The sequence below is a fragment of the Solibacillus ferritrahens genome, assembly GCF_037027585.1.
Lineage (GTDB): Bacteria > Bacillota > Bacilli > Bacillales_A > Planococcaceae > Solibacillus > Solibacillus ferritrahens.
Window position 1 is genome coordinate 1 of sequence record NZ_JAXCLE010000016.1, and the last position, 25580, is coordinate 25580.

Here is a 25580-nt window from a genome sequence, read left to right on the forward strand (position 1 = left end):
AATAGAGGGCATATTCCCTCGAAGAGGAGAACTTTTACAGAACTTCGGGACCTAATTTGATAAAAGAAATGACAAAAGGCATCGAGAGACGAGCTCTCGATGCCTTTTGTCGACAATCTGAGCTGTTGCCTGTAATAATACAGACAACAGCTTTTATAATATGGAGTTCGTTTTATTCAGGTTAGCTTTTCCTTCTTATCTATAGTACGCATTTTCTTTGCAGCAAAATAGGATGGCAATACCATGCCGAATAAAACGAGAATAATTCCACCAACCTGTATAATCGTTAAGCTTTCTTTTAATACAATAACGGATACGATAATTGCTACGGGCAGTTCCATCGCACTTAAAATTGAAACGAGTGCTCCGCCAACTTTTGGTGCAGCAATCGAGAATAGTAAAATCGGTAAAATAATCCCGAATAAACCAAGTGCCATCCCAAACTTCCATAGTCCGGTACCTAATTGCCCGTTCCATATAATTTCAGGTGTTAAAAAGATGGAAATAACAATGAGTGCAATAACGGACAGAATAAATGTTCTACCTATCATTGTCACACCTTCAACTCTGCGGGCATTAATCTGTAGAAATGCAGCAAAAGTAAAAGCAGCAGCCAAGCCCAGTGCCCATCCTTGCCATGCAATTTGTGACAAATCTACATCGATAATACCAGCGGCCAAAATCGTTCCAGCAAGTAAAAAGGCCAAAGAGAATAGCTCAATACGGCTTGGAAGACGTTTGTTCGCGAAGCAATTCATAAAGAGCCCAATCCAAGTAAATTGGAAAAGCATCACGACAGCTAGTGATGCCGGCAAATAATTTAATGATTGTCCGTAAAAAATCCCCGTAACAGCAGTACAGATCCCTGCAATTAAAAGGGTCAATGCACCGGACTTTGTAACTTTCGGTAAAGTTCGTTGTGTTAAGATAAATAATAAAAGCGCCAGTAAAAAGCCAAAGAAGTATTGGCTAGTCACGGCTTCTGCTGATGTATAACCATGCTGCATGGCAACTTTTACAATAGTTGATAGTATGCCATAACTGCTTGCTGCAATGACGATCAGCAGTGAGTAAATCCAATTTTGTTTCATTGTGTTTCTTCCTATTCTATAGCGATTTCACCATATGATGAAATGGCTCGTTAATAATTGTCCAGTTTTCGGTTGTAGAGTAGCCCATCCGTTCATATAAGCGTCTAGCATCAATTTTCTCCAATTCCACATTTAAAGCAATTTTGCTGTAGCCTAATTGCTTACCCTTTTGTTCAGCAAACTGCAAAAGGCGCGTTCCAATACCAAGACCGCGTGCTTCTTTGGAAACACAAATTGTATCAATATAATATTCATCCATATGAGCCTCTACATCTAACGTAATATGGATGCCTTTTCCAGCTAGTTGTTCTTCCAATTGACGATCAAGCTTGTGTCCAAGTAGTCCGTCATATAGCACGACAATCCCCAAGATTTCGCTATTTTTTTCAGCTACATATGTATTTAAATAGCTATGTCGGTTAGTAGTTTCTGTAACTAACTGCTCTAAAGACGCTAATATTTTTGTGGGATCGTCTTGTCCAGTCAAATTATTTGCAATGTCGCCAATAGCGTCATAAATTAAAGGGGCAATAGCGGATGCATCTTTTATTTCCGCATTACGAATAATAATCGTCATCTAAATCCTCTCCTTACCGAAACACAGTATAACAGAAATAAATATAGTTCGCTAAAAAACGATTAGTTTCAGAATAGTACAAAGTTTTATAAATCGTTCTTTTCTATGGTAAATTAGTAAGAACATATTACGTCGGAGGTTAGACAATTAATGAGTCAATTAGACAAAGAATTCATCTTAGTGTATGGAGATGCATTCGTTGATTATATTGCAAATGACAAAACGAATACGTCATTCACGAAGTTTTTGGGAGGCGCTACAATCAATGTAGCCGCAGGTATTAGTCGAATTGGTGCTCCGTCAGCCCTTATTACGATAACAGGAGATGACGAAACATCGGAATTTTGTCGCCAGGAGATCGCAAAAGAAGGCGTCAATTTAGATTTTGCTGTATTTGATGAGAAGAAGCGTGTAAGTGGAGTATACGTTCATTTAACAGAAAACTGTGAGCGTGTATTTAAAGATTATGTCGATGAGACGCCGAATTTACAAGTAACACCTGAGCAATTGAACGAGGAAGCTTTCAAACGCGCTTCCATTTTAAATGTATGTTCGGGAACAATGTTTGAAGAAACAGCCTTAAAAACGACACGTACTGCAGTGGAGATGGCAAAGGATAAAGGAGCGATTATCGCCATCGATGCGAATATTCGTCCTTTACGTTGGGAATCCGAAGATATTTGCCGCGAAACGGTTGCGTCGTTTTTTGAAGATGCCGACATTTTAAAGCTGACAGATGAAGAGTTGTTTTTCTTAACAGAAACAACAACGATTGAAGAAGGCTTACAAAAGCTGGACGAGCTATTAGTACCGATTGTTTTAATTACTGTAGGTGCTGATGGTGCATATGCCGTACTCAATGGTGAAGTGACACATGTCCCTGTTGATCGCGTTGTTCCAGTAGACACAACAGGTGCTGGTGATGCATTTATGGCAGGCGTTCTGCGCTATGTTCATTTTAATGGACTGCCAACAGTGAAAGAGGATTTAGTAGACTGTGTGGCATTTGGTAATAAGCTAGGCGCAATGGCTGCAACAAAAGCGGGTGCATTAACAGCACTGCCAAACTATGAAGAAATAAAACATTTAATTAAATAGTAGAAAATATGCAGGGTGTCTAGTTTTGGACAGCCTGTTTTTTGGTTATTAAGAAACCATTAGTTGACAAAATCATTAAATTGAAACAATTAGTCGCTATAAAAACGTATCATTTCTTCTTATAATTAGGTTAAGAGGTGACGGGATGGATAACTTTCAATTTGCGACCATTTTTATGAATAATAGAAAAAAATTAAATGTAACGCAAGAGGATATTGCCCGTTTTATGGGCGTTTCCAGAGCAGCTGTGTCGAAATGGGAGAAAGGGCAAAGTTATCCCGACATATCATTATTGCCAAAGCTTGCAACGTATTTTAATGTATCGATTGATGAATTGTTAGGGTATAAACCACAATTGACGAATGAGCGGATTATGAATATGTATGCGGAGTTGGCTCGACGCTTTTCTAAAGAGCAATTTGAAGAGGTAGATAGGACTATCGAGTTACTGATTGAGGAATACTATTCCTGCTTTCCTTTTTTGCTGAAGATGGCGCAGCTTTATGTGAATTACTTTAACAAGGCAGGGGATACGGATAAGGTAACCAAAAAAATCCAGGCACTTTGCAAACGTGTAAAGGAATTTAGCGGGGATTATAAACTGACGAATGAAGCCAATTTACTGCAGGCACTTTCGTATATTTTAAAAGGGGAACCTGAGCAAGTAATTGAGCTTTTAGGAGAAGATGCGATTATTCAGCTTGGCAGTGAACAGTTAATCGCGACTGCACAAATGATGCTCGGCAACACGGAGAAGGCGAAGGAAATTTTCCAGGTTAATATGTATCAGCAATTGCTGTGTGTTATTTCAAATGCGAGCGAGGCGTTACTGTTAGAAGTGGACAATGAGACATATTTTGAACAATCGGTCCGCCGTATTGAAACAATGATTGAAATCTTCAATATTGAACGGTTAAACGTTCATACAGCACTGCTGTTTTATATAAGGGCATCGAGCGGATATGCGATGCAAAATAATATAGAGCAGGCTATTCGCTGTATTGAGCGCTATGTAAAAGTTTGTTTGCAAATGGTTTTCCCTCTTCGGCTTACAGGCGACGATTATTTCTATTTGCTGGACGGATGGATTGCTAGGGAAGTAATGCTCAGCTCGCAAACACCCCGTGATGAAGAAACTATAAGAAGCTCGATTTTAGAAGGCATTGCCAATAATCCGATGTTGGCGAATATCCAACAAGATGTACGTTATAAAAATTTAATCGTTAATTTGAAGCATCATTTAAAATTTGAGGAGGAATTGTAAAATGGAAGCTTTATCAAATATTCCGTGGGGGTTGATTGCCCCGCTATTAGTATTACAGTTTGTGTTGGCGACAGTAGCGATTGTTGATATTGTTCGTATTCATGAAACACGCGGACCGAAATGGGTTTGGATTATCGTGTCACTATTTGTCAATACGCTTGGACCGATTGCGTATTTTCTTTTTGGACGTAAAAATCAATGATATGCATTGAAGTGAAAGAATTAACGAAACAGTTCGGCCCAAAAAAAGTAGTGGATGGTTTATCGTTTTCATTACCAATGCATACGTCAACAGCACTAATTGGTCCAAATGGTGCTGGGAAGACAACTGCGCTTTCTATGCTTGCCCATTTAATGGAGCCGACAAGTGGTCAGATTATCATGCCTAATGTAAAAGATATGCGTAGTGCAATTGGGTTTTTGCCGCAATATCCACAATTCTACTCGTGGCTGACAGCACTTGAGTATATGGAAATGGTGGCGAGTTTAAGTAATCTTGACAAACGTGCTTTAAAAAGCGAATGCAAAAAGATGCTTGCGTTTGTTGGGTTAGAGGATGCCATGAATAAGAAAACCGTCACATTTTCAGGTGGAATGAAGCAACGATTGGGCATTGCACAGGCGCTCGTTCATAAGCCAAAACTTTTATTATTGGATGAGCCGGTATCAGCACTGGATCCTGTTGGGCGTCGTGAAGTAATGAATTTACTAAAGGAAGTGCAGGAGCAAACGACGATATTGTATTCAACACATATTTTAAATGATGCAGAGGAAATGACGGATCAGCTATTGTTTTTACGTGACGGGCAATTAGTAGAACAAGGCTCATTGCAGCGAGTCAAGGAGAAGTTTCAGGAGCCACGCTATAAAATCACGTTTTCTCACGAGAACGAAGCGCAGCAATTTACTGAGCAAACGGCACTTCAAACGCAATGGGCAAAAAATATCGTCTATATTGAGATTTTGGAAGATCGACCGACTATGCAGCAGCTGTTGTACCAGCTTGCCATTTCACCATATGAAGTGCTGAAGGTGGAACGACAGACAGCAAGCTTGGAAGAAATCTTTATGAAGGTGGCTGGCAAGAATGCAACAATTTAAAGCACTTTTTTTAAAGGAATGGCGTGAAAGTGTACGGAGCTTTAAACTATTATGGATTCCGCTCGTATTTATATTGCTTGGAATTAGTGACCCAATAATGAATTATTTTATGGAAGATATTTTAAAAGCTGTCGGCAATATGCCGGAGGGTTTTATGATGACATTGCCTGAATTCCAGCCTGCCGACCTTTTGATGGCGTCGACCGGTCAGTTTCAGTCGATTGGTTTACTCGTATTAATAGCGGCTTATATTGGTATATTTAGCCGGGAACGCCAAAATGGAACGGCAACGCTCATCTATGTTCGACCTGTTTCTTTTACGGCAATGTATGCAAGTAAATGGATGGTAGCAAGCATCATCGCTATGATTAGTGCGATTGCCGGCTATGCGGGGAGTATGTATTATACTGCATTGTTGTATGGGACTGTAGACTGGATGAAGTTTTTTGCGATGTTGGGGACGTATTGTCTATGGTTACTATTTGTCATGGCTGTAACCGTTGCAATGAGTGCGGCATTCAACACGTCAATTGCAGCAGCCGTTACGATTGTAATTATATCGTTAGGTTTGTTCATCGATTCGCTGTTTGGTGGTTTTTGGAGTGTAACACCATGGAAGCTTGCGAATTACGGAATAGCGCTTCTAACAGATAGTGTACTTTTGAAAACGTATTGGCTCACAGTACTTATGGTTGTGGGCCTGACGATTTTGTCCATTGTTCTTGGTATAGTAATGAGCCGGAAAAATATGCGCCAACTAAATATTTAATTATTCAGTAGAGACCGATTTTTTTAACCGGTCTCTCTTTTTTATTTTAGGAAAATATTATGAGGAAGGCGGACTGGCATTTTTGACGCTAATATAAAGTGAACCGTTTTCTAAAATTTGTACATAATAAAGGTCTTCAACTGAATGATAGTTTTTCTTGGATAGTTTTTTAAGTAGCCATTCTTCCGTTAATTGGAGCTCATTTAAATTTTCTTTAATAATTTTCCCGTCTGATATAAGCTCTGTAGGTAAATACTGTGGAGTAGGAGCTGAAACATTCACATCTTCTTTTGTTGCAGTACGGGCTAGTGGCTTTTTAAGTACACTTAGTTCGCCATTTGTTTCAAAAACAGCAAACTGTACCTCATCAAATGAGAAAATACTTTGCTCGCGCAGTAGCATGGCAAGTTCATCGGTATGAAGACGTGCTTTTTTTAAGTTGTCATTTAAAATAATACCATTTTGAATGACAATACTTGGCTTATCATCGAATAAAACACGAGCTTTTTTCGATTTTAACGTAATGAAGCTAATAAAAAGAGTAAGGACCGCCCACCATATAAGTGAGACCAGCCCGTCTAGAAAGGGTGTCTCTACTTGTGCGGAGATTTCCGCTGCAATTGAACCGAATGTAATACCTGTTACATAGTGGAAAAAAGTAAGCTGGCTTAATTGTTTTTTGCCAATTATGCGTGCAAGTAGTAATATAGCAAAAAATGCACAGCTTGAACGCCAGAGCATTTCAAATAAGTTTAGTTCCAATTTATAATCACTCCTTATAGCGAATAGCATGGGCAAACATAAAAGGAAATATGCGATTTTATCTAATAGAAAGAATGTGAAAACAGATGTCGGCTACAATTGAAAAACAATCAAATCCTGTCTATCCCATTATGGTAGCGATCGGGATATGTCACTTAATCAATGATACGATGCAGGCAGTTATACCGGCGATGTTTCCGCTACTGGAACGTGATTTAGGGTTAACGTTTACCCAGCTTGGTATGATCTCGTTCGTCCTCAATATATTTGCAAGCCTACTACAACCAGCTGTCGGATTTATGACGGATAGAAAGCCGTTTCCCTATGCATTGCCAATAGGGATGGTCAGTTCGTTTATTGGTCTATCATTGCTCATCTTATCAGGACAGTACTGGATGATTTTAGTGTCGGTCATCTTTTTAGGTATCGGCTCAGCGATTTTTCATCCTGAGGGCTCGCGTGTATCTTTCATGGCTGCAGGGAATAAACGTGGATTGGCACAGTCGATTTATCAAGTAGGGGGAAATAGTGGACAAGCATTGGCGCCATTATTAAGTGCCTTTTTAATATTACCGTTTGGTATGAATGGAGTCGCGTTTATCCTCATTTTTACATCCATTGGTATTTTTCTGTTAACGAAAATTTCGATTTGGTACAAACGTCAGCTTGATGCAGAAAAAAAGTCCAACATAAAGAAGATACTCGTTTCCTCATTGCCGCCCTTAACAAAAAAGCAAGTAACAATGGCACTTATTGTGCTACTGCTCCTCATTTTTGCACGTTCGTTTTACGTGACGAATATAACGAGTTTTTATGTATTTTACTTAATTGAGCAGTATGGAATGAGTGTAGAGCGGGGACAGCTATTTATCTTTACGTTTATGGCATTCGGGGTCGTGGGGACATTTTTCGGGGGTCCTTTATCAGATCGCTTTGGAAGGAAAAACATTATATTGCTATCGGTTATCGCACCTATCCCGTTTTGCCTGGCGCTGCCATTTGTCCCGGTGCAGGCTGTACTACTGTTTTTAATTATTATCGGAATTCTTATCATGATTAGCTTTACGGTAACCGTTGTGTACGCCCAGGAGCTTGTTCCTTCCAAAATTGGCACGATGGCTGGCTTAACAATTGGCGTGGCATTTGGAATGGGGGCAATTGGATCTGTCGTTATCGGAATGGTGATAGACGGGCTGGGGCTAAAGTTTACGATGATCGCTGTATCTGTTTTAACATTATTATTGCTAGTCGCCCTTTTTCTGCCAAGGGACCGAGTTGAGCATGCAAAATAGTATTTCTAAACAAATTAACCCCCTCCCCATAATGGATTGGGGAAGGGGTATGGTTTATTCGTTTTCCAGGCGGCCAGCCAATGGGATACGATCAGGATCAGTTACAAGTGCTTCAGTAATATTTACTTCGTGCATTTTGTTGTCAAAATTAAATTTAAAGATACCATTATCAAAATCTGTGCCGATTTCCTTAAAGAAAATACCTTCGATAAAGGCAATCTTAGGACAAGTGAAGGCGATTTTATAATGGCCGTTTTCTTTGATTAAATAAGCGCGTACGCCTTTTTCGAAAATATCGATCAGTTCATCATCTGATGGATGTTTAACCGAAACGATATGGAAATCAACAAAGGGTACTTCCTTTAAAAGGACATTTAAAAACGAACCTTTCGTAATTTCCTCCCAGCGACTTTGCGCACTTTGACCTACAATGATTTGCGTAATATTATAGTTTGTCGCCACTTCTGTAATTACTTTATGAATTGGGCGTTTTTCGTTATCTTTAATGAAGAACTCTTCTACATCCAACTCATTAGTTAGTTCTTTCCACTGTTCAATGTAACCGGATTTCTCCGCATCAAAAGCGTCAAGCGGCTTTGAGTCAACTGTCAGTACATATAATGGGCAGTCGAGTAATGTCGCAAGTTTGTGTCCACGGCGAATTAATCGCTCACCATTTTGTCCATAATATACACAAACTAAAATACTTTCATCCAATCGGCCTTTAACATGTTTCATTTTAGTTCGCACCTCTTTTTCTTATCCTATAATAATTTATTGAATCGAATATGTTTTGAGAAATTAAGCATAATTGAGATAAAAAGAAAGCTATTACAGTGCATTGCACACTTTATTATTGTATACTTATTTCTGTGATGTTTATTTATATTCAGTAAATTTTACGTGATTTCTCTTACTTGCAGCATTTTATTTTAAAAAATAAATTTGATTAATTTTGAAATATAATCTCTATATGCCACATTATTATGAAGTGAGTTAAATAGATAGTCAAGTGTGATTAATTAAATTTAGTGTGATACATAGTTTTGTTGACTTTATTTTGTAGGAGGTTTTTGCTTTTGATTGTCACGCTATCAATTGTGCTGCCCTTTATTGCTGCAGCATTAATTCCGTTTATATACAGGTATTTTAAGAACATTCACTTAGGGTGGTTTGTATTAGTCGTACCTGTCGTTTTATTTTCGTTTTTAGCTACATATATCCCTCGAGTTGCAAATGGCGAAGTATTCGTCAAGACGTTTGAGTGGATCCCCTCTTTCGGTATTAATATCACTACTTATCTGGATGGATTGAGCATGATTTTCAGTTTGCTCATTACGGGAGTAGGTAGCTTAGTAATACTGTATTCAATTTTCTATTTATCAACGAAAGAATCATTGCATCATTTCTATTGTTACTTATTACTATTCATGGGCGCTATGCTAGGCGTCGTCCTTTCAGATAATTTAATGGTGCTCTATGTATTTTGGGAATTAACGAGTGTTTCCTCATTCCTTCTAATCGCATTTTGGCATCATCGTAAAGCATCTCGTGCAGGTGCGCGCAAAGCAATGACCATCACAGTATCTGGCGGCGTTGCGATGTTAGCTGGTTTTTTAATGTTATATGTTGCGTCAGGCACGTTTAGTATACGGGAAATTGTCGCAAATTTAGAAGTTGTGCAATCCAGTGTATACTTTGTACCCGCGATGTGTTTAGTGCTTTTAGGTGCATTTACGAAATCCGCTCAATTTCCTTTCCATATTTGGTTGCCGGATGCAATGGAGGCGCCGACACCGGTTTCCGCGTATTTGCACTCTGCCACAATGGTTAAAGCAGGCATTTACCTCGTTGCGCGTACAACGCCTATTTTCGGTGGTCACGAAGTATGGTTTTGGGCAGTGAGTGGGGTAGGTCTCCTTACTTTGTTCTGGGGATCATTCAATGCCGTCAAACAGTTCGATTTAAAGGCATTACTGGCCTATTCAACAATTAGTCAGCTTGGATTAATAATGTGTTTATTTGGTCTTGGCTCTGCTGCACTACATTCTGGCTATTCTACGGAATCCGTCATTTATACACAGGCCACTTTTGCGGCTTTGTTCCATTTAATCAATCACTCAACATTCAAAGGCGCACTCTTTATGATGGTAGGTATTGTCGACCATGAAGTAGGGACGCGTGATATTCGCCGTTTAGGTGGATTGATGTCACTTATGCCATTTACATTTACGATAGCTGTTATCGGTAGTGCCTCAATGGCAGGCTTACCACCATTCAATGGATTTTTGAGTAAGGAAATGTTCTTTACGGCAACGTTAAAAATTACTGAGCTGGATCTTTTTTCGCTTAATAGCATCGGTGTTTTATTCCCCATTATCGCATGGGTAGCAAGTATATTCACCTTTATTTACTGTGTCATTATCGTTATGCGTACATTCTTCGGCAAAATTCAGCCAGATCGTCTGGAAAAGCCACCGCATGAAGCGCCATTCGGTATGTTAATTTCACCTTATATTTTAGTTGCATTTGTTGTAGGAATTTTCATCTTCCCGAATGTGCTGGGACATTATATTTTAAGTCCTGCAATGGCAAGTATTTATCCAATGTTCCCGTCGGTAGAAGATATGACGCCTCATATTGCTGCATGGCATGGGCATATAAATCCGGAGCTTATTATGACAGCAGGTGTCATCATAATTGGGGTTCTATTATATCGTGTATTAAAAAAATGGCGTCCAATCTATCAGCTGATTCCGCCAAGTTTCACACTAAATGCTTTGTATGAACGTGTGATTACTTCAGGCGAGGATGTATCAGGACGTGTAACGAATCGTTATATGAATGGTAATCTAACCTATTACTTTGTATATATTTATGTGTTTTTTGTTGCCCTTTTAGCGGGTTATATGATTTATGCGGATGCGTTTAGCTGGGATCCTTCAAAGGACTCCGTAATTGAGCCTTATGAGTTGGTTTTGGTGTTCGTTATGATTATGGCTGCCGTGGCAATTATTTTTGCCAAACAGCGTATTACTGTAGTGCTGTTAAACGGGGTACTCGGATATTCTGTGGCATTTTTCTTCGTTGTATTTAGAGCACCTGATTTAGCGCTCACACAGTTGGTCGTCGAGTCTGTGACAACAGCATTGTTCCTGCTTTCTTTTAAATATTTACCGAAGCTTAAAAACGAGTATTTACCGAAGAGTTGGAGATTTGCGAAAGTAACTATTTCCATAGCAGTTGGTGCAACTGTTACACTTATTGGCTTAGCGGTAATGAATTACGATCGATTTGAGCCGATTTCGAAGTACTTTGAGGACTCGTATAATTTAGCAGGCGGGCAAAATATCGTCAACACGATTTTAGGGGATTTCCGTGCATTTGATACGATGCTGGAAGTAGTTGTACTCTTTATTGCGGGTCTAGGCATCTACACACTTATTAAGCTAAAGGCGAAAAAGGGGGATGCAGACGTTGAAAGTAAATGATGTTATTTTAAAATCAGTTGTACGAGGCGTTGTGTTCATCGTCTTTACGCTTGGTATGTACTTATTTTTTGCAGGACATAATGCCCCGGGCGGTGGATTCATCGGTGGATTAGTACTCGGTTCGGGGATTGTGCTGTTGTATTTGACGTACGATATTGAAACGGTGCATAAAGGCATGCCGTTTGATTTTAAGAAGGTTGCTGCATTCGGTGTATTGCTAGCAACTGGTTCAGCTATTGCCTCCCTTTTCTTTAATGTACCTTTTTTAACACAGGCAGATGGCTATTATAATCTCCCATTATTGGGGGAAAAGCATTTGTCGACTGTTACGATTTTTGAAGCAGGTGTGGCATTGACGGTTGTCGGTACACTCGTAACGATTATTTTAAATATAAGTGAGGATGAATAGTATGGAATCTTTAATGATTGTACTTGTCGGCATTCTGGTAACAGTCGCTACTTATTTAATCCTCTCTCGTAGTGTAATACGTGTCATTGTCGGCACAGCCATTCTTTCGCATGCCGTTCATTTATTACTATTGACGGTTGGTGGTTTAAAGAAGGGGAGTGTTCCGCTTTTAGGCCAGGCGGCAGCTCCGTTTACTGATGCTTTGCCACAGGCTTTGATTTTAACAGCGATTGTTATTAGTTTTGCGGTTACGGCATTTTTACTAGTACTGGCTTACCGGATGTACTTAATGAATGGAACCGATGATCTAGAGGAGCTTGGAGGGTCATCAGATGAATAATATAATTGTTTTACCTTTAATTGTGCCGATTATTACGGCAACGCTATTAGTATTTTTAAATAATAATATTAAGCTTCAACGAATTGTAAGTTTGATTACGATGATTTTTGTAGCATGCATTTCTGTTGTATTGCTGCAGCTTATTCAAACTGAAGGAATACTTCGGTTAGACTTCAGTGGATGGATGCCGCCATTTGGTATTTTATTTGTAGCCGATTCGTTTTCGGTACTGCTCGTATTGACGGCAAGTATCGTAACGGCTGTTTGTTTAATTTATGCATTTTCGACAATAGGTGAGCGTCATGAGAAAATGTACTTCTACCCATTTGTATTGTTTTTAATTGCAGGGGTAAATGGTTCTTTTTTGACAGGCGATATTTTCAATCTATTTGTTTGTTTTGAAGTTATGCTGCTCGCTTCTTATGTCCTAATCGCTTTAGGTGGGGGAAAGATGCAGCTGCGAGAGTCTATCAAGTATGTATTAATTAATGTTGTGGCATCTTGGATGTTCCTAGTGGCACTTGCTTACTTGTACGGAACATTAAAGACGCTTAATATGGCGCATATTGCACAGCGTGTGGCAGAGGCAGGGCAAGATCCATTGCTGACGGTCGTGTCACTTACTTTCCTAGTAGTTTTCGGTTTAAAGGCCGGATTACTATTATTCTTCTGGTTACCTGGTTCATACAGTGTGCCACCGACAGCTGTACAGGCATTATTTGCAGCGTTACTAACAAAGGTTGGTATGTATGCACTGTTCCGTACATTTATGTTGATGTTCCCATTACAGCCGGAAATCACCCATACGATTATCGGCGTGATGGCAGGGGCAACGATTATTGCAGGATGCATGGGCGCGTTTGCCGGACGAGATGTACGGACGATTGCTACCTACAATGTAATTATTAGTGTAGGCTTTATATTAGTGGCACTTGCAGTTGGTACAGAAGATGCGATGGCAGGGGCGGTCTATTACTTAGTACATGACATGCTTGGTAAGGCATTACTGTTTTTACTTATTGGTACGATGATACTTGTAACGGGTGAAGTTGTCGTGAAGAATATGAATGGATTAATCCGGATTTATCCCTTGTTCGGTTGGATTTTCTTTATTATGATGTGCGCGCTTGTTGGTATCCCGCCATTGAGCGGTTTCATCGGAAAAGTACTTATTGGTCAAGGTGCTATTGAAACGGAGTCCTATGTGTTACTAGCGTTGGCATTCGGCTCAAGTATTATCGTAATGTATTCTTTACTGCGTATTTTCCTGGCTTCGTTTTTTGGAGAAACATCCATTAATGAAGAAGATAAAATGCCGATTCCACGGGGCGCAATGGCTTCATTTATAATATTGGCCATTTTCATTATTGGATTAGGCGTTGGCGCAGAAGGTTTGGCAGTTTATGTGAATGATGCAGCTTACACATTATCGAATCCTTCCGTGTACATCGATGCGATTTTAAATACGAATAAATAAAAGGAGGGTGAGCACATGTTAGGTCAGTTTATTATTAATTTATTTATAGCAACGCTTTGGTTTTTACTTAAAGATGATCCGATGGCAGATTTTACGACATTCATGTCAGGATTTTTAGTCGGAACATTGATTCTATATGCCATGCATCGGTTCTTTGGAACACAATTTTATTTGCGCCGTGTGTTAAAGATTATTAAGCTCATCCTTTTATTTATTCAGGAGCTGCTCTTATCAAGTATTTCTGTATTAAAACAAGTGTTGGACCCACAGTTGAAAATAACACCGGGTATTTTTATATATGAAACAAAACTAAGAGGCGACTATCAAGTCACAGCATTAGCGCTGTTATTAACGTTAACACCGGGGTCTGTTGTGATGGAAGTATCAGAAGATAACAGTACGTTTTATATTCATGCGATGGATATAGAGGAATCGAAAGAAACGGTAATCCGTTCAATCGGCAAGTTTGAACGTGCCATTTTGGAGGTGACACAATGATCGATCTGATTTTAAAAGCGGCACTTGTATTATTTATGCTGGCAATCGCGCTGTCCCTTTACCGTGTGATAAAAGGACCTTCACTACCTGATCGCGCAATTGCACTAGATACCATTGGTGTAAATTTAATTTCCGCGATTGCCATTGTCTCTATCGTATTAAATACAAAGGCGTTTTTAGAGGCTATTCTAATTTTAGGTATTTTAGCGTTTATCGGAACAATTGCATTCTCGAAATATATCGAAAGAGGTGTCATTGTTGAACGTAAATCAGCTGATTGAGTTAATGGCGGCACTGCTTATTTTAGTTGGTGCCATCGTGAGTGTGATTAGTGCATTCGGTATGATTCGATTGCCGGACGTGTACACACGCTCGCATGCTGCGACGAAAAGTGCGACACTTTCTGTATTACTTTGCCTATTCGGTGGGTTCGTGTATTTTTGGATTCATGATGGCTATGTAAGTATTCGATTAATTTTAGGGATTATTTTCGTATTTATCACAGCACCGGTATCCGGACACTTAGTATGTCGGGCAGCGTATCGGTCACGCGTACCGCTAGCAGAAGGTTCTGGAGACGATGCCTTAAATGAAATTTTATTTGGCGAGGAAAATATCCAAGTAAAAGAAGAAGTAGAGGCAACATTAAAAGAAATTAAAGAATAAATATATAAGGCATTTTAGAAGTGGGGAATAGACACTTCTAAAATGCTTTTTTGCTGCCTAAATTTTTTTAGTTATCCACAATCTATAATAAATGATATTTATTATAGTAAAAAATTATATAAAAATTGATTTTATATAAAGAAATAGTGGATATTTTTTAATCTCTAATTAAAGTTTTGTGGATAACTTTTGGTCAACCTGTTGAAAAATCGTGATTAAATTGTGTATAACTCAATCGAAAGTGGATAACTTTGTGGATAAATAGTATATGTGGATAATATTTCTCGTTTTATTGACAAAAAAGCTAAGTTTATATATAGTACATTACAACACTAATGTACTGCATAATGCTGAAAGGAGGATTTCCTTGAATTTCAATGGTCAAAATACAGCACCTATTTATATTCAGATTGCAGAATGGATTGAAAATGAAATATTAGCTGACCGGTTGCTTCCTGATGGCAAAGTGTATTCCCAATATCAGCTTGCGGAAATTTTTAATATTAACCCGGCAACAGCAGGGAAAGGACTAACGATTTTAGTTGAAAAAGAGATTTTATACAAAAAAAGGGGTCTTGGGATGTTTGTTGTAACAGATGCGAAACATCGAATTTTAACGACGCGCCGAAGTGAAACATTGACGAAGATGGCCAAGGAAATTGTACAGGAATCAAAGCGGTTGGGCGTACTGGATGAGGATCTGATTAAACTGATTAAGCATATTCAAAAAGAGGGGTGAGGACATGATTACGTGTAAACAGTTGCAAAAGCATTATGGGAAAAAGGAGATTTTGACCGATGTTTCTTTTCAGATTGATGAACCAAAAATTATCGGACTCATTGGGCGAAATGGTGTGGGGAAATCAACTTTATTGAAAATAATAGCCGGTCATGCAAAAGCTTCAAAAGGATACATAGAAGTGGTCGGTCAAAAGCCTTTTCAAAACTTAACTGTTGCGGCAAATGTAATTTTTATAGAGGATGCGATGACGTTTCCGGCAGTTTTGACGTTAAAGGAAATTCTTGAATCCGCCAAAAAGTTTTACGCGAAGTTTGCGACGGCTTTGGCTTTTAAGCTATTGAAGTTTAGTAATATATCGGAGAAAAATTATCATATCCAATTATCGAAAGGTCAAAAGGCTACGTTCAATCTAATTTACGGAATTGCCAGTCGTAGTGCCATTACCTTGCTGGATGAGCCAATGAATGGGATGGACGAAGCGATTCGGAATGATATGTACAGAGTGATTTTAAAGGATTTTATAGCCTATCCACGTGTCATAATAATTTCGAGCCATTACTTAAATGAGATGGAGCAGTTGATTGAAGATATTTTACTGCTTCATAAAGGGAAAGTGGCGTTGTTTGCACCGGTAGAGGAAGTGCAGGAGCTGGCGGTAAAGCTCGTTGGACAAAAGGGAAATGTGGAGCCCGCTTTAGATAAATATGAGGTGCTCACTACATATGAAAATGGTCCGATTTTTGAAGCGATTGTGAGAAAGAATGATTTGCCATTACCGGAGAATGTGCGGATGCAAGGCTTATCCGCAAGTGATGTATGTCAAGTATTAACGGCAACGGAAGGAGGATCCATTGATGACATCTATCGTAAAAGTGAGTCCGGCGCGGAATATTTATGAGCAGGTAAAGTGGAAGTGTAAGGCGTATAGCTCGATGTTTAGTACGGTGCTGATTTTATATATTTTACTGACACTACTTTCAGGTGGTGGAAGTGGCTCTTTAGGGATGGGACGCAGCTTCGTTAGCTATAGGGAACAATATTATACATTGGATTCCCTCTTTATATTTACTGTTTTGACGATGTTCATATTTGGTTGGTTGCTTGCATCAAAGTCCATTTCACGAGATAACTTTTCGATTGTCACGACAAACTATACAGAAGCTATTTCATCTGCATTGTTCCTAGTTGTGCTATGTATTTTTACATTGGTTGCTGCAATCAGTACATTATGGATTTCGATATTGGTCGACATTTTACGTACGGGTGATTTATTTATATTTCATAGCATGGAATACTCATTGCTAACATTTATTAGTTTTACAGTTTGCTCGTTACTGGCAGCGTCGATTGGCTACTTTATCCATGTTGTGTTTGATTTTTCGAAAATTGTGTTTGCGCTTTTATGTGCAGGGATGTTTCTCCTCATTCGCCAGTATACGATTGAACTTTGGGGAATTCTTTTTGGGGGGAGCGCGTTTCAAATTATTGGACGTAGTACAATTTATATTATTTTATTGTGGCTGCTCATTGTATTGATGCGCCAACGTAGAGAGGTGACGCGCACATGAGTATCGCTTTATTGTATTTCTTTTTAGTAATTATAGGGGTAACAATAACAGGTTTTTTCATAACGAAAATCCGTATTTGGAAGCCGAAACGGACATTGGTGTTTGTCGCTGTCTATTTTAGTTGTGGTCTTCTAGCCTTTGTCTATTTAATGTTTCTATCAGGCGATATCGCTAAAGCGCCTTCCAAAGAATTTTTACAAGAGCAGCGTATTGCTAATGAACAACTTTCAAGCGATTTAAAGTTACGAAAATTTGAAAGTTTAAAAGAAGAGCATTTAAAGTTTACGAAGACATTTGAAGCAACAGCAGAGAATATTGAAGTTATTCGCAATGAAGCCGGTCAGTACTTACCTATCCATATTTCATGGGCTGAGTCGGGTGAAAATAAGATAACTGTATCCTATTATGAAACGCCACTTTATTTAAATGGTGTATATATTACGCCATTTGTTGAAGAGCCTCGAATCGAATGGAATGATAATAAGCTTTATATTATAGAGGCAGATACGATGGTAACAGTAAAATCAGTGCACTTTTCTTCGCAACTGTTAAACATTGGTTTTCCTTCCCGGAATGATGATCCACTTTATAATTTAATAGGTCAACGTATTTTACACTTGAATGTTCCGAAACAGTTCAATATTATTGATAAGGATGGGTGGTATTAATCACTACTTAAAACTCACAATGAATTGAGCGAATAATGTGTTGAAAAAGTTATTAAAGTTAATCATTTTTATAGTAGTTGTTTATATATTTTTATATGTTAATAATAATTGGCTTGTAACGACGGAGTATGTCCATGAGTCCGACAAAATTCCAGCGAGCTTTGATGGTTTTAAGATTACGCAGGTGACCGATTTGCATGATGCAAGTTTTGGGGAAAATCAGTCACGTTTAGTGGGAAAAGTTAGGGCTACTAATCCAGATGCGATTTTCATTACGGGTGATTTAGTTGATAGTAGACGCTATGACCTGGAAAATAGCTTGCAGGCTGTTCGCCAATTTGTCGAGATTGCAGATGTTTACTATGTAATTGGAAATCATGAGGTTGCGCTGAATTTGACGGATGAGATTTATGCAGCATTGATAGAAATTGGCGTCCATGTATTGCCGAATGAAGCGTTGTTATTAGAGAGTAATGGGGAACAAATCGTCATTGCAGGTATTGAGGACCCGCTGATGGGGCAGGATGTAGAGCAATCAATTGATCAGGCCATGCAAAATATTAATAAGGATTTGTTTACAATTTTGTTATCGCATCGTCCAGAACAGTTTGAAGCCTATGTGAAAAAGGATATTGATTTAGTGATGACAGGTCATGCCCATGGGGGACAAATTCGAGTGCCTTTTATTGGGGGACTTGTTGCGCCTTCGCAAGGTATGATGCCGAAATATTCAGCGGGAATTTTTGAAGAACAACAAACGAAGATGGTTGTAAATAGAGGGTTAGGTAATAGTCTGTTTCCTTATCGAATCTTAAATCTACCTGAAATCTATGTCATCCAATTAAATAAAAAATAGTTTAAAACGTCACGAAAATGTGGCGTTTTTTTGTTGGGGGTTTTCTAAAATCGGTTTCACATATTCGAAAATACGCTCCAAATCTTCAAAAAAAGTGATATATAGTTCTAATAACGAGTAAAATCTTTCTAATGAATCGTTAAAAAACCATTGCTCAGGCTTGAAAAACGCAAATTGTTCGTCAGCACAGCAACAGTATCGTAAAATAGAGAAAACAAGTTGTAGGAGTATGCAAAATGGAAGGTATTATTACTTTACTGGCAATGGTGGGAATTGTCGTGATGGTAGTGCGTTTTATGCCGAAAAAAGGTGTGAAATATATTACGACAAAAGATTTGCAACCATTATTGGAAGATAAGCAGTATGTATTTGTGGATGTTCGAACAGAGAAGGAATATAAAGAGTCACATATCCCTCAATTTATAAATCGCCCTGTTGGCACGTATTTAGGTGATTTGCCGAAAGATCGGCCTATTGTCGTTATCTGTCAAAGTGGCGTACGAAGCAACAAGAGTTGTAAGGAACTTGTAAAGTTAGGCTATACAGATGTAACGAATGTTCGCCGTGGGATGAATGGGTTGCGGGCTGGCTAAATAGAAAGGGGAGAAGAGATGAGGGTACCCTTCATCCGCTTCTCCCATTTTTTATTGAATTGTCTTTTTCATGGCATCGAGTAATGCTTGTGCGGAAATGGTTTTCTCACCGCCACCTTGAACAAGTGCATCATTGCCCCCGCCTTTACCATTCATAAGTGGTAAAACAGCTGCGGAAATTTCTTTCATTGATTGGGTTTGTTGATTGCCGCGTGCTGCAACAAACTGAAGCTTGTCCTCATTGTTTGCAACGAGAATAGCAATTGCATCATCATTTTGCTGTGTAATGAAACGGGCTAATTTTTGTAAGCTTTGGATAGAGCGGTTTTCAAACATTGCTGCAGCGATTTTTTCTTTAGCTAAAGCCTGTGCTTCAAACTCAAGCAGTGCATCCTGTGCCTCTGCTAAGCTTTTTTCGGTGCTCTTTGCCGTTTTTACAAATTTCCTTAATGCTTCTGCTGCTTCTTCCTCCGGTGCGCTTAGTTGACGAGCGACATCACTTAATACACCTTTGCGCATTGCAAGCTGCTGTAATACACGGTTGCCACAAACGAAATGTATACGAATTTGCTGCTTCATTTTTTCAGTAGCTAAAATTTTCAGTAAGCCAACCTGACCGGTAGATGTAGGGTGGGTACCACCACACCCGTTGTAATCATAGTCCGGAATAATGACTAAACGTATATCCTCATTGACTTTCACGTCTTTTCGCAAGTTATACCGAGCCAACTCATCCTTCGTTACCCATTTTGTTTCAATCGGACGATTTTCCAAAATAATTTCATTTGCCCGCTTTTCCGCTGCTGCTAGCTGTTCTTCTGATATTTCACTCATATTTAAGTCGATTGTGACAAGTTCTGTGCCTAAGTGGAAGCTCACTGTAGCAAAATCAAATAATTCCACAAAAGCAGCTGTTAAAATATGCTGTCCCGCATGTTGTTGCATATGGTCGAATCGGCGCTCCCAATTTAATTTCCCTTTAATTTCCCCGGAAATATTCGACAAATTTCCCGCTATATAATGACGGATTTCATCATCCACTTTCTCGACATCGATAATTTCCATGTCATTAATCCAGCCCGTATCATGAGGTTGGCCGCCGCCTGTAGGATAAAATGCTGTATTGTCTAATACAATAAAATTACGTGTTTCTTCACTGCCTGTTTTTACAATTTGTGCTGTAAATTCTTTCAACATTGCATCTTCATAATAAAATAACTCTTTCAAAATCCATCACTCCTTAAATTCTAGTTTGTCATATGAAAACGTTGCTGTCACGGTAAAATAATGGTTGTTATTTGACGCGCGGAAAATTTCGTTTATGATGAGATAGAAGGATTTTCCGGGAGGAGTACAAATATGAATATTACACAGTTTTCAGTAGAAGAAATTTTAGATCCAACAAATATTATTGAAGGTAAGCGCTACGAGTTTTTGTTAGATGTGGAAGTAGATGAGGAAGACGAGCTATATTCTGCAGCAGGCTTAGAAATCCGTGTCATCGTTGGTGTCATTGAAGAAAATGTTCGCATTGTGAACTACTTTATTATGGATAAAGCAAATAATGAGTTTTTGGATTTCGCATTGGAAGAAGATGAGGAAGCAGAAATTTTGGCCATTTGTAAAGAAGAATTATTCGCTGATTCAACAGAAATAGAAGAGCAATAAAAGTAAAAAAGCACCCCGTCATTGAACTTTACTCCACCAACTGTTGTGTTGGAGACGTTCAAAATGAGGTGCTTTTTTGTTATTTACATTCTACCAAGCGGCAATTGATCCATCTGTACGCGGCTCTGTTCCACCGTACAGCACGCCTGTTTTCTGATTGCGCCAAATGATTTGTCCGCGTCCGAAAATACCGCCGTCAACTGCCACGTGAATATCGTGGCCTTTACGCTGTAATGCCTGAACTAAGTAGTTCGGGAAATTCGGTTCTACTTCAATGCGCTTTTCGCCCATCCATTGCCATCTTGGCATATCAAGTGCTGCCTGCGGATTGAGTGCAAAATCGACTGTGTTCGTCACAACCTGGAAATGTCCTTGAGGCTGCATATAGCCACCCATGACACCAAACGGACCAACAGCCTGATTATCCTTCGTTAAGAAGCCTGGAATAATTGTATGATATGTGCGTTTGCCAGGTTTCAGGAAGTTTGGATGATTTTCGTCAAGCGAGAAATCATAACCGCGATTTTGCAGTGATACGCCCGTTTCTGGAACGACAATACCGGATCCGAAGCCCATATAGTTACTTTGAATATAAGACACCATGTTGCCATCTGCATCGGCCGTTGCCAAATATACCGTTCCACCCTTTGGAATATCAAATGGCTTTGGATCAATGGCTGTATCAGTAATTTCCGCAAATCGGGATTCACCGTAATTTTTTGATAATAATGTTTCTGTATCGACCAGCATTTCATAGCTTTCTGTAACAAATGCTTTCCCATCTGTATAGGCAAGTTTCATTGCTTCGATTTGGTTATGTAAGGTATCGGCATCTTGCCATTTCGCCTCGGCATGCTGATAGATGTTCAATGCCATTTGTGCGACAATGCCTTGGCCGTTCGGTGGGATTTCCCAGACGTCATAGCCTTTATAATGCACTTTAATTGGATTGACCCACTCCGGCTCATAGCTTGCTAAGTCTTCCTTAGAAATAAAACCGTTATGTTTTTTCATAAAGGCATCAATTTTATCGGCGATTTCACCTTTATAAAATGCCTCGCCATTTGTTTTTGCGATTTTACGCAACGTATCTCCATGTGCCGGAGAACTCCATACTTCACCGATTTCAGGCATGCGTCCATCAATTGAAAATGTATCAAACCAGTGTTGGAATTCCTCGGTTGTAAGAGTTGCTTTATATTTTTTATATGCAGACTGCCAGTTTTGACCGAGTGTTGCTGAAATAGGATAGCCTTCTTCTGCGTAGGAAATAGCGGGTGCCAATACTTCGCTTAACGGTAATTTTCCAAAACGCTTCGATAAGGAAGCCCATGCTGCTGGAGCACCAGGTACGGTAACTGGAATTACCCCATGCATCGGAATTTTATCTAAACCGCGTTCAGCTAATGCTTCTTTAGAAATGGACTTAGCAGAGGGTCCTGAAGCATTTAATCCGTATAGTTCATCCTTCATCCATACGAGTGCAAAGGCGTCACCACCAATACCATTTGATGTTGGTTCCACAACTGTTAAGGCTGCTGCTGTGGCAATAGCCGCATCCACTGCATTTCCACCTTTTTTCAAAATATCTAGACCTGCCTGTGCTGCTAATGGCTGAGATGTAGCGACCATTCCTCGATTCGCGATAACAGTATTACGCTTACTCGGAAATGGATAATGTAAAAAGTCCATAAAAATTCCCCCTTACCTAATAGTAATCAATAAAAAATGAATATTATGACTATTTTAGTATAGAAGGGGGTTATTTACAAATAAATATTTCAGATTTCGAAATAAATTAAGGGAATACAATATGCTAAACAGTAACGAAAAATTACTTCAACAGTTCATCAATCCAGCGCTGTACTTTTAAGCCTTCCTCAAATGGGACGATGAATGCTTCCTCACCTAAAAGGATTTTTCGACAAGCATCCAACATGGATTCCGGTGCTACCTTAGCAGGTACTTCTACTTCCGGTTCATAAGCTTTACTCGTATAAACCTGTGACCAGTTTCGTAATGTAACTACTTTTTCTGTACCGAAAATTTTATAGTCAATGCGCTCTTCCTGACCGATGCCGGCAAGTCCGTTTATCACAACAGGTATGCCGCTTGTTGTTTTAGCTAAAGCAGATACACCTGTTTCACATAGCCCCGTGTTTTCCGGATAGGTTGTTTCATGTGCGAGGATGTTGAGATCCCCAAATAAATGGTGAGTCAGCTGTAAATAATGCGGGAAAATCTCACGGATAAAGCCGCCTTGCTCACGTGAGGCAATCCAAGGATTTTGTTGCCATTTACGCGGCCATTCCGGGAAGTATGTATGTAGTTCAATGCGTGTAATATCCCCCATACCAGTTGCAAGCTCTTTTTTAAGCTGATGTACGGCTGCCCCATACATTAATGGGAAGTGCATAGCTGTTTTTACATTTGCGTCATTGGCAACACGTACCATTGTTTCCCCATCTGAAGCATCATGAGCAAGTGGTTTTTCCGATAAAATATGAATTCCCTGCTTCGCGATTTCTTCTGCAAGTGTCGCATGGCTGACAGGGGGCGTCCCGATATACACCCAGTCTGGCTTTAAATTTAGTAATGCTTGCAAATCATTTGTTGTCGGTACATCATATTTCTCTGCCAACTGCGCTGTACGCTCTTCATTCGTGTCAAAAATAGCAGCAATTTCGTAGTGTTCGTTTTGTAATGCCTGGTTAATAATGCGCTCACCGACAACACCTGTGCCGATAATACCAATTGTTGTTTTTGTCATTTAGTTTGTGCTCCTTTATCGAATTGCTAAAAATAAGATTTTTCTGATAGTTAGTGTAGCATATTTCAGGAATACATATATAAAGAAACAAGATTAAGGGAATGGTAAAATTTATATGACACATTAGAAAATAGAAAAGTGAATTGAGGAGCTGAATAATGATGAAAGTTGTAATTATCGGTGGGGATGCTGCGGGGATGAGTGCGGCGATGGAAATTGTCCGTAACGATAAATCCGCACAAATTGTTGTTTTAGAAAAGGGCGATATTTATTCGTATGGCCAATGTGGGTTGCCTTATGTGATAAACGGAAAAGTACCGAATACAGATGAGCTTATAGCGCGGGATGTCGAGGAATTTCGTTCAAAATACGATATTGATGCGCGAATTTTTCATGAAGTGACGGCGATTGATACAAAACTACAAACAGTGAGTGGGCATGATGTAAATAGTAAGGAGCCTTTTGAATTTGCATATGATAAATTGCTGATTGCAACAGGTGCTGCGCCGAAAATGCCTCCATTGGAAAATGCTGATTTACAGGGCATTCATATGATTAAAACGATTCCTCAAATGAATGCACTGATGGAACAATTACCGAATGTGAAGCATGTTACAGTCGTAGGTGGCGGCTATATAGGATTGGAAGTTGTTGAAACGGTTCGTGAGCGCGGTCTGGATGTTCGTCTGATCCATCAAGGGAGTCAGTTAATGTCGATTTTAGATCCAGAGCTTTCAACAATCATTTATGAAGAGGCGATTTCACATGGAGTGGAAGTATTACTGAATGAAGAGACAATTGGTTTTGAAGGGAAACAATGTGTCGAGGCAATCCGTACAAAAACAGGAACATACCCTACAGAACTTGTCATTGTTGCGACCGGTGTAAGTCCCAATACACAATTTGCAAAAGAGTTTGCAAAGCTTGGAAATGGGGCGCTCATCGTTAATGAAAAAATGGAAACATCTATTGCCAATGTATATGCAGCGGGAGATTGTGCGTCACATTTCAACCGGCTTAAGCAGCACGATGACTACTTGCCACTCGGTACTACAGCGAATAAGCAGGGACGAATCGCTGGTTTGAATATTGCCGGTTTTAATCATAAATTTAGTGGAATTGTAGGCACATCCATACTGAAGTTTTTTGATTTACAAATAGGGATGACGGGATTATCCAATGCAGACGCGGATAAGCTACATGCGTTGGTTGAGGCATATGTAATGGAAGTGAACGATATTGCTAGCTATTATCCTCATGCAAGTAAGATGAAACTGCGCATGCTAGTCGAACAACAAAGCCGCAAGCTTGTAGGATTGCAAATTGTAGGAAAGCACGGGGTCGATAAACGAATTGATGTGTTCGCAACAGCGCTTTACAATGAAATGACCTTTGAAGAATTATTGGACTTAGACTTAGCGTATGCCCCACCATTCAGCGGTGTTTGGGATGCGCTCATGCAGGCACCGAAGCGCTACGGAAAAAAGGGTTAAAAACGTCGCAAGCTCCAGCTATTATTGGGAAATAGCTGGAGCTTGTTTTGTGTTTAAAAGAGGTGTTAGTCAAATTTTGTTCAAATGAATTATCAATAGATAAACGTTCGACCATGCTGGCAGCTATGTTTGATCTGCAAGGTGGAATCATGGAGAAGGCTATCTACTTTGCTTTGAACTTATACATACTATAGCGCAAGTTTATGGAGAAAATGTCATTTTAATAAAGTTGTAAAAAATATGTAAAGTAGCCAATTGCTTATGAAAACCCATAGTAGCAAGCGTTTCTAAGGGTTTCTTTATATATTTTTATTATTTTATATTGTTTTTATAACAATAATGTGACATGTATGACGAATATATATACGAATTTATTTCGAAAAATCA

28 protein-coding genes are annotated in these 25580 nt (G+C 39.2%); 21 read left to right on the plus strand and 7 right to left on the minus strand.

Annotation, left to right across the window (positions count from 1 at the left end):
• Positions 1-176: 176 nt before the first annotated feature.
• On the minus strand, positions 177-1091 hold the full coding sequence (locus tag SNE38_RS14630) for an EamA family transporter (protein ID WP_191704802.1): 915 nt from the start codon (positions 1089-1091) through the stop codon (positions 177-179).
• Positions 1092-1107: 16 nt separating this feature from the next.
• Positions 1108-1668, minus strand: a complete 561-nt coding sequence (locus SNE38_RS14635) for a GNAT family N-acetyltransferase (protein WP_191704803.1) — start codon at positions 1666-1668, stop codon at positions 1108-1110.
• 150 nt (positions 1669-1818) lie between these two features.
• Here SNE38_RS14635 and SNE38_RS14640 point away from each other — a divergent pair, with 150 nt between their 5' ends.
• The 5 genes from SNE38_RS14640 (at position 1819) to SNE38_RS14660 (ending at position 5900) form a co-directional block, all read left to right on the plus strand.
• Positions 1819-2766 carry a carbohydrate kinase family protein gene (locus SNE38_RS14640; protein ID WP_191704804.1) on the plus strand — a complete coding sequence of 316 codons (948 nt, stop codon included), beginning with the start codon at positions 1819-1821 and terminating at the stop codon, positions 2764-2766.
• A 145-nt stretch (positions 2767-2911) separates the two neighbouring features.
• Complete coding sequence (locus tag SNE38_RS14645; protein ID WP_191704805.1) at positions 2912-4030, plus strand: helix-turn-helix domain-containing protein; 1119 nt, start codon at positions 2912-2914, stop codon at positions 4028-4030.
• A gap of 1 nt (position 4031) precedes the next feature.
• Positions 4032-4232, plus strand: coding sequence for a PLD nuclease N-terminal domain-containing protein (locus tag SNE38_RS14650; RefSeq protein WP_191704806.1), 201 nt, complete (start codon positions 4032-4034; stop codon positions 4230-4232).
• Positions 4229-5131 (plus strand): ABC transporter ATP-binding protein, encoded by a 903-nt coding sequence (locus SNE38_RS14655; protein ID WP_336046783.1) that lies wholly within the window; start codon positions 4229-4231, stop codon positions 5129-5131. Before SNE38_RS14650 ends, SNE38_RS14655 begins: the two co-directional genes overlap by 4 nt.
• Entirely contained in the window at positions 5118-5900 is a 783-nt protein-coding gene (locus SNE38_RS14660) for an ABC transporter permease (protein WP_336046784.1), read from the plus strand. Before SNE38_RS14655 ends, SNE38_RS14660 begins: the two co-directional genes overlap by 14 nt.
• Before the next feature lie 57 nt (positions 5901-5957).
• On the opposite strand, the gene SNE38_RS14665 is transcribed toward SNE38_RS14660, so the two are convergent.
• A complete protein-coding gene (locus tag SNE38_RS14665) occupies positions 5958-6641 on the minus strand; it encodes a YetF domain-containing protein (protein WP_191704879.1) in 684 nt (227 codons plus the stop codon).
• Positions 6642-6748: 107 nt separating this feature from the next.
• Here SNE38_RS14665 and SNE38_RS14670 point away from each other — a divergent pair, with 107 nt between their 5' ends.
• The gene (locus SNE38_RS14670; protein WP_336046785.1) at positions 6749-7954 is read left to right on the plus strand and encodes an MFS transporter; all 1206 of its coding nucleotides are present in this window, start codon (positions 6749-6751) and stop codon (positions 7952-7954) included.
• A gap of 54 nt (positions 7955-8008) precedes the next feature.
• On the opposite strand, the gene SNE38_RS14675 is transcribed toward SNE38_RS14670, so the two are convergent.
• Complete coding sequence (locus tag SNE38_RS14675) at positions 8009-8692, minus strand: adenine nucleotide alpha hydrolase family protein (protein WP_191704810.1); 684 nt, start codon at positions 8690-8692, stop codon at positions 8009-8011.
• Positions 8693-9033: 341 nt separating this feature from the next.
• On the opposite strand from SNE38_RS14675, the gene SNE38_RS14680 reads away from it, so the two are divergent.
• The 13 genes from SNE38_RS14680 to SNE38_RS14740 all read left to right on the plus strand — a co-directional run bounded on the left by SNE38_RS14680 (position 9034) and on the right by SNE38_RS14740 (position 19262).
• On the plus strand, positions 9034-11445 hold the full coding sequence (locus SNE38_RS14680) for a Na+/H+ antiporter subunit A (RefSeq protein ID WP_191704811.1): 2412 nt from the start codon (positions 9034-9036) through the stop codon (positions 11443-11445).
• On the plus strand, positions 11432-11854 hold the full coding sequence (locus SNE38_RS14685) for a Na(+)/H(+) antiporter subunit B (protein WP_191704812.1): 423 nt from the start codon (positions 11432-11434) through the stop codon (positions 11852-11854). The genes SNE38_RS14680 and SNE38_RS14685 overlap by 14 nt, the downstream gene beginning before the upstream one ends.
• Before the next feature lies 1 nt (position 11855).
• On the plus strand, positions 11856-12194 hold the full coding sequence (locus SNE38_RS14690; RefSeq protein WP_191704813.1) for a Na(+)/H(+) antiporter subunit C: 339 nt from the start codon (positions 11856-11858) through the stop codon (positions 12192-12194).
• Complete coding sequence (locus SNE38_RS14695; protein ID WP_191704814.1) at positions 12187-13671, plus strand: Na+/H+ antiporter subunit D; 1485 nt, start codon at positions 12187-12189, stop codon at positions 13669-13671. The genes SNE38_RS14690 and SNE38_RS14695 overlap by 8 nt, the downstream gene beginning before the upstream one ends.
• Before the next feature lie 15 nt (positions 13672-13686).
• On the plus strand, positions 13687-14169 hold the full coding sequence (locus SNE38_RS14700; protein ID WP_191704815.1) for a Na+/H+ antiporter subunit E: 483 nt from the start codon (positions 13687-13689) through the stop codon (positions 14167-14169).
• On the plus strand, positions 14166-14450 hold the full coding sequence (locus SNE38_RS14705) for a Na(+)/H(+) antiporter subunit F1 (protein ID WP_191704816.1): 285 nt from the start codon (positions 14166-14168) through the stop codon (positions 14448-14450). The genes SNE38_RS14700 and SNE38_RS14705 overlap by 4 nt, the downstream gene beginning before the upstream one ends.
• A complete protein-coding gene (locus SNE38_RS14710; protein ID WP_191704817.1) occupies positions 14428-14835 on the plus strand; it encodes a Na+/H+ antiporter subunit G in 408 nt (135 codons plus the stop codon). The genes SNE38_RS14705 and SNE38_RS14710 overlap by 23 nt, the downstream gene beginning before the upstream one ends.
• A 367-nt stretch (positions 14836-15202) precedes the next feature.
• Entirely contained in the window at positions 15203-15574 is a 372-nt protein-coding gene (locus SNE38_RS14715) for a GntR family transcriptional regulator (protein WP_191704818.1), read from the plus strand.
• 4 nt (positions 15575-15578) lie between these two features.
• Positions 15579-16475: an ABC transporter ATP-binding protein gene (locus SNE38_RS14720; RefSeq protein WP_336046787.1), complete on the plus strand. Its 897-nt coding sequence runs from the start codon at positions 15579-15581 to the stop codon at positions 16473-16475.
• Positions 16432-17145, plus strand: a complete 714-nt coding sequence (locus tag SNE38_RS14725) for a silver transporter (protein WP_336046788.1) — start codon at positions 16432-16434, stop codon at positions 17143-17145. The genes SNE38_RS14720 and SNE38_RS14725 overlap by 44 nt, the downstream gene beginning before the upstream one ends.
• Entirely contained in the window at positions 17142-17813 is a 672-nt protein-coding gene (locus SNE38_RS14730; RefSeq protein ID WP_336046789.1) for a glucose-6-phosphate isomerase, read from the plus strand. The genes SNE38_RS14725 and SNE38_RS14730 overlap by 4 nt, the downstream gene beginning before the upstream one ends.
• 40 nt (positions 17814-17853) lie before the next feature.
• A complete protein-coding gene (locus tag SNE38_RS14735; RefSeq protein WP_336046790.1) occupies positions 17854-18669 on the plus strand; it encodes a metallophosphoesterase in 816 nt (271 codons plus the stop codon).
• Positions 18670-18905: 236 nt separating this feature from the next.
• Positions 18906-19262 (plus strand): rhodanese-like domain-containing protein, encoded by a 357-nt coding sequence (locus tag SNE38_RS14740; protein WP_191704822.1) that lies wholly within the window; start codon positions 18906-18908, stop codon positions 19260-19262.
• 51 nt (positions 19263-19313) lie between these two features.
• On the opposite strand, the gene SNE38_RS14745 is transcribed toward SNE38_RS14740, so the two are convergent.
• A complete protein-coding gene (locus SNE38_RS14745; RefSeq protein WP_336046791.1) occupies positions 19314-20489 on the minus strand; it encodes an alanyl-tRNA editing protein in 1176 nt (391 codons plus the stop codon).
• 132 nt (positions 20490-20621) lie between these two features.
• Here SNE38_RS14745 and SNE38_RS14750 point away from each other — a divergent pair, with 132 nt between their 5' ends.
• Entirely contained in the window at positions 20622-20930 is a 309-nt protein-coding gene (locus tag SNE38_RS14750; RefSeq protein WP_191704824.1) for a DUF6509 family protein, read from the plus strand.
• A 90-nt stretch (positions 20931-21020) separates the two neighbouring features.
• Here the strand turns inward: SNE38_RS14750 and SNE38_RS14755 are convergent, their stop codons facing one another.
• Positions 21021-22622, minus strand: a complete 1602-nt coding sequence (locus SNE38_RS14755; RefSeq protein ID WP_336046792.1) for a gamma-glutamyltransferase family protein — start codon at positions 22620-22622, stop codon at positions 21021-21023.
• Between the two features lie 142 nt (positions 22623-22764).
• Positions 22765-23700, minus strand: a complete 936-nt coding sequence (locus SNE38_RS14760; protein WP_336046793.1) for a Gfo/Idh/MocA family protein — start codon at positions 23698-23700, stop codon at positions 22765-22767.
• Positions 23701-23861: 161 nt separating this feature from the next.
• Here SNE38_RS14760 and SNE38_RS14765 point away from each other — a divergent pair, with 161 nt between their 5' ends.
• Entirely contained in the window at positions 23862-25193 is a 1332-nt protein-coding gene (locus tag SNE38_RS14765; RefSeq protein WP_336046811.1) for an FAD-dependent oxidoreductase, read from the plus strand.
• Positions 25194-25580 lie beyond the last annotated feature (387 nt).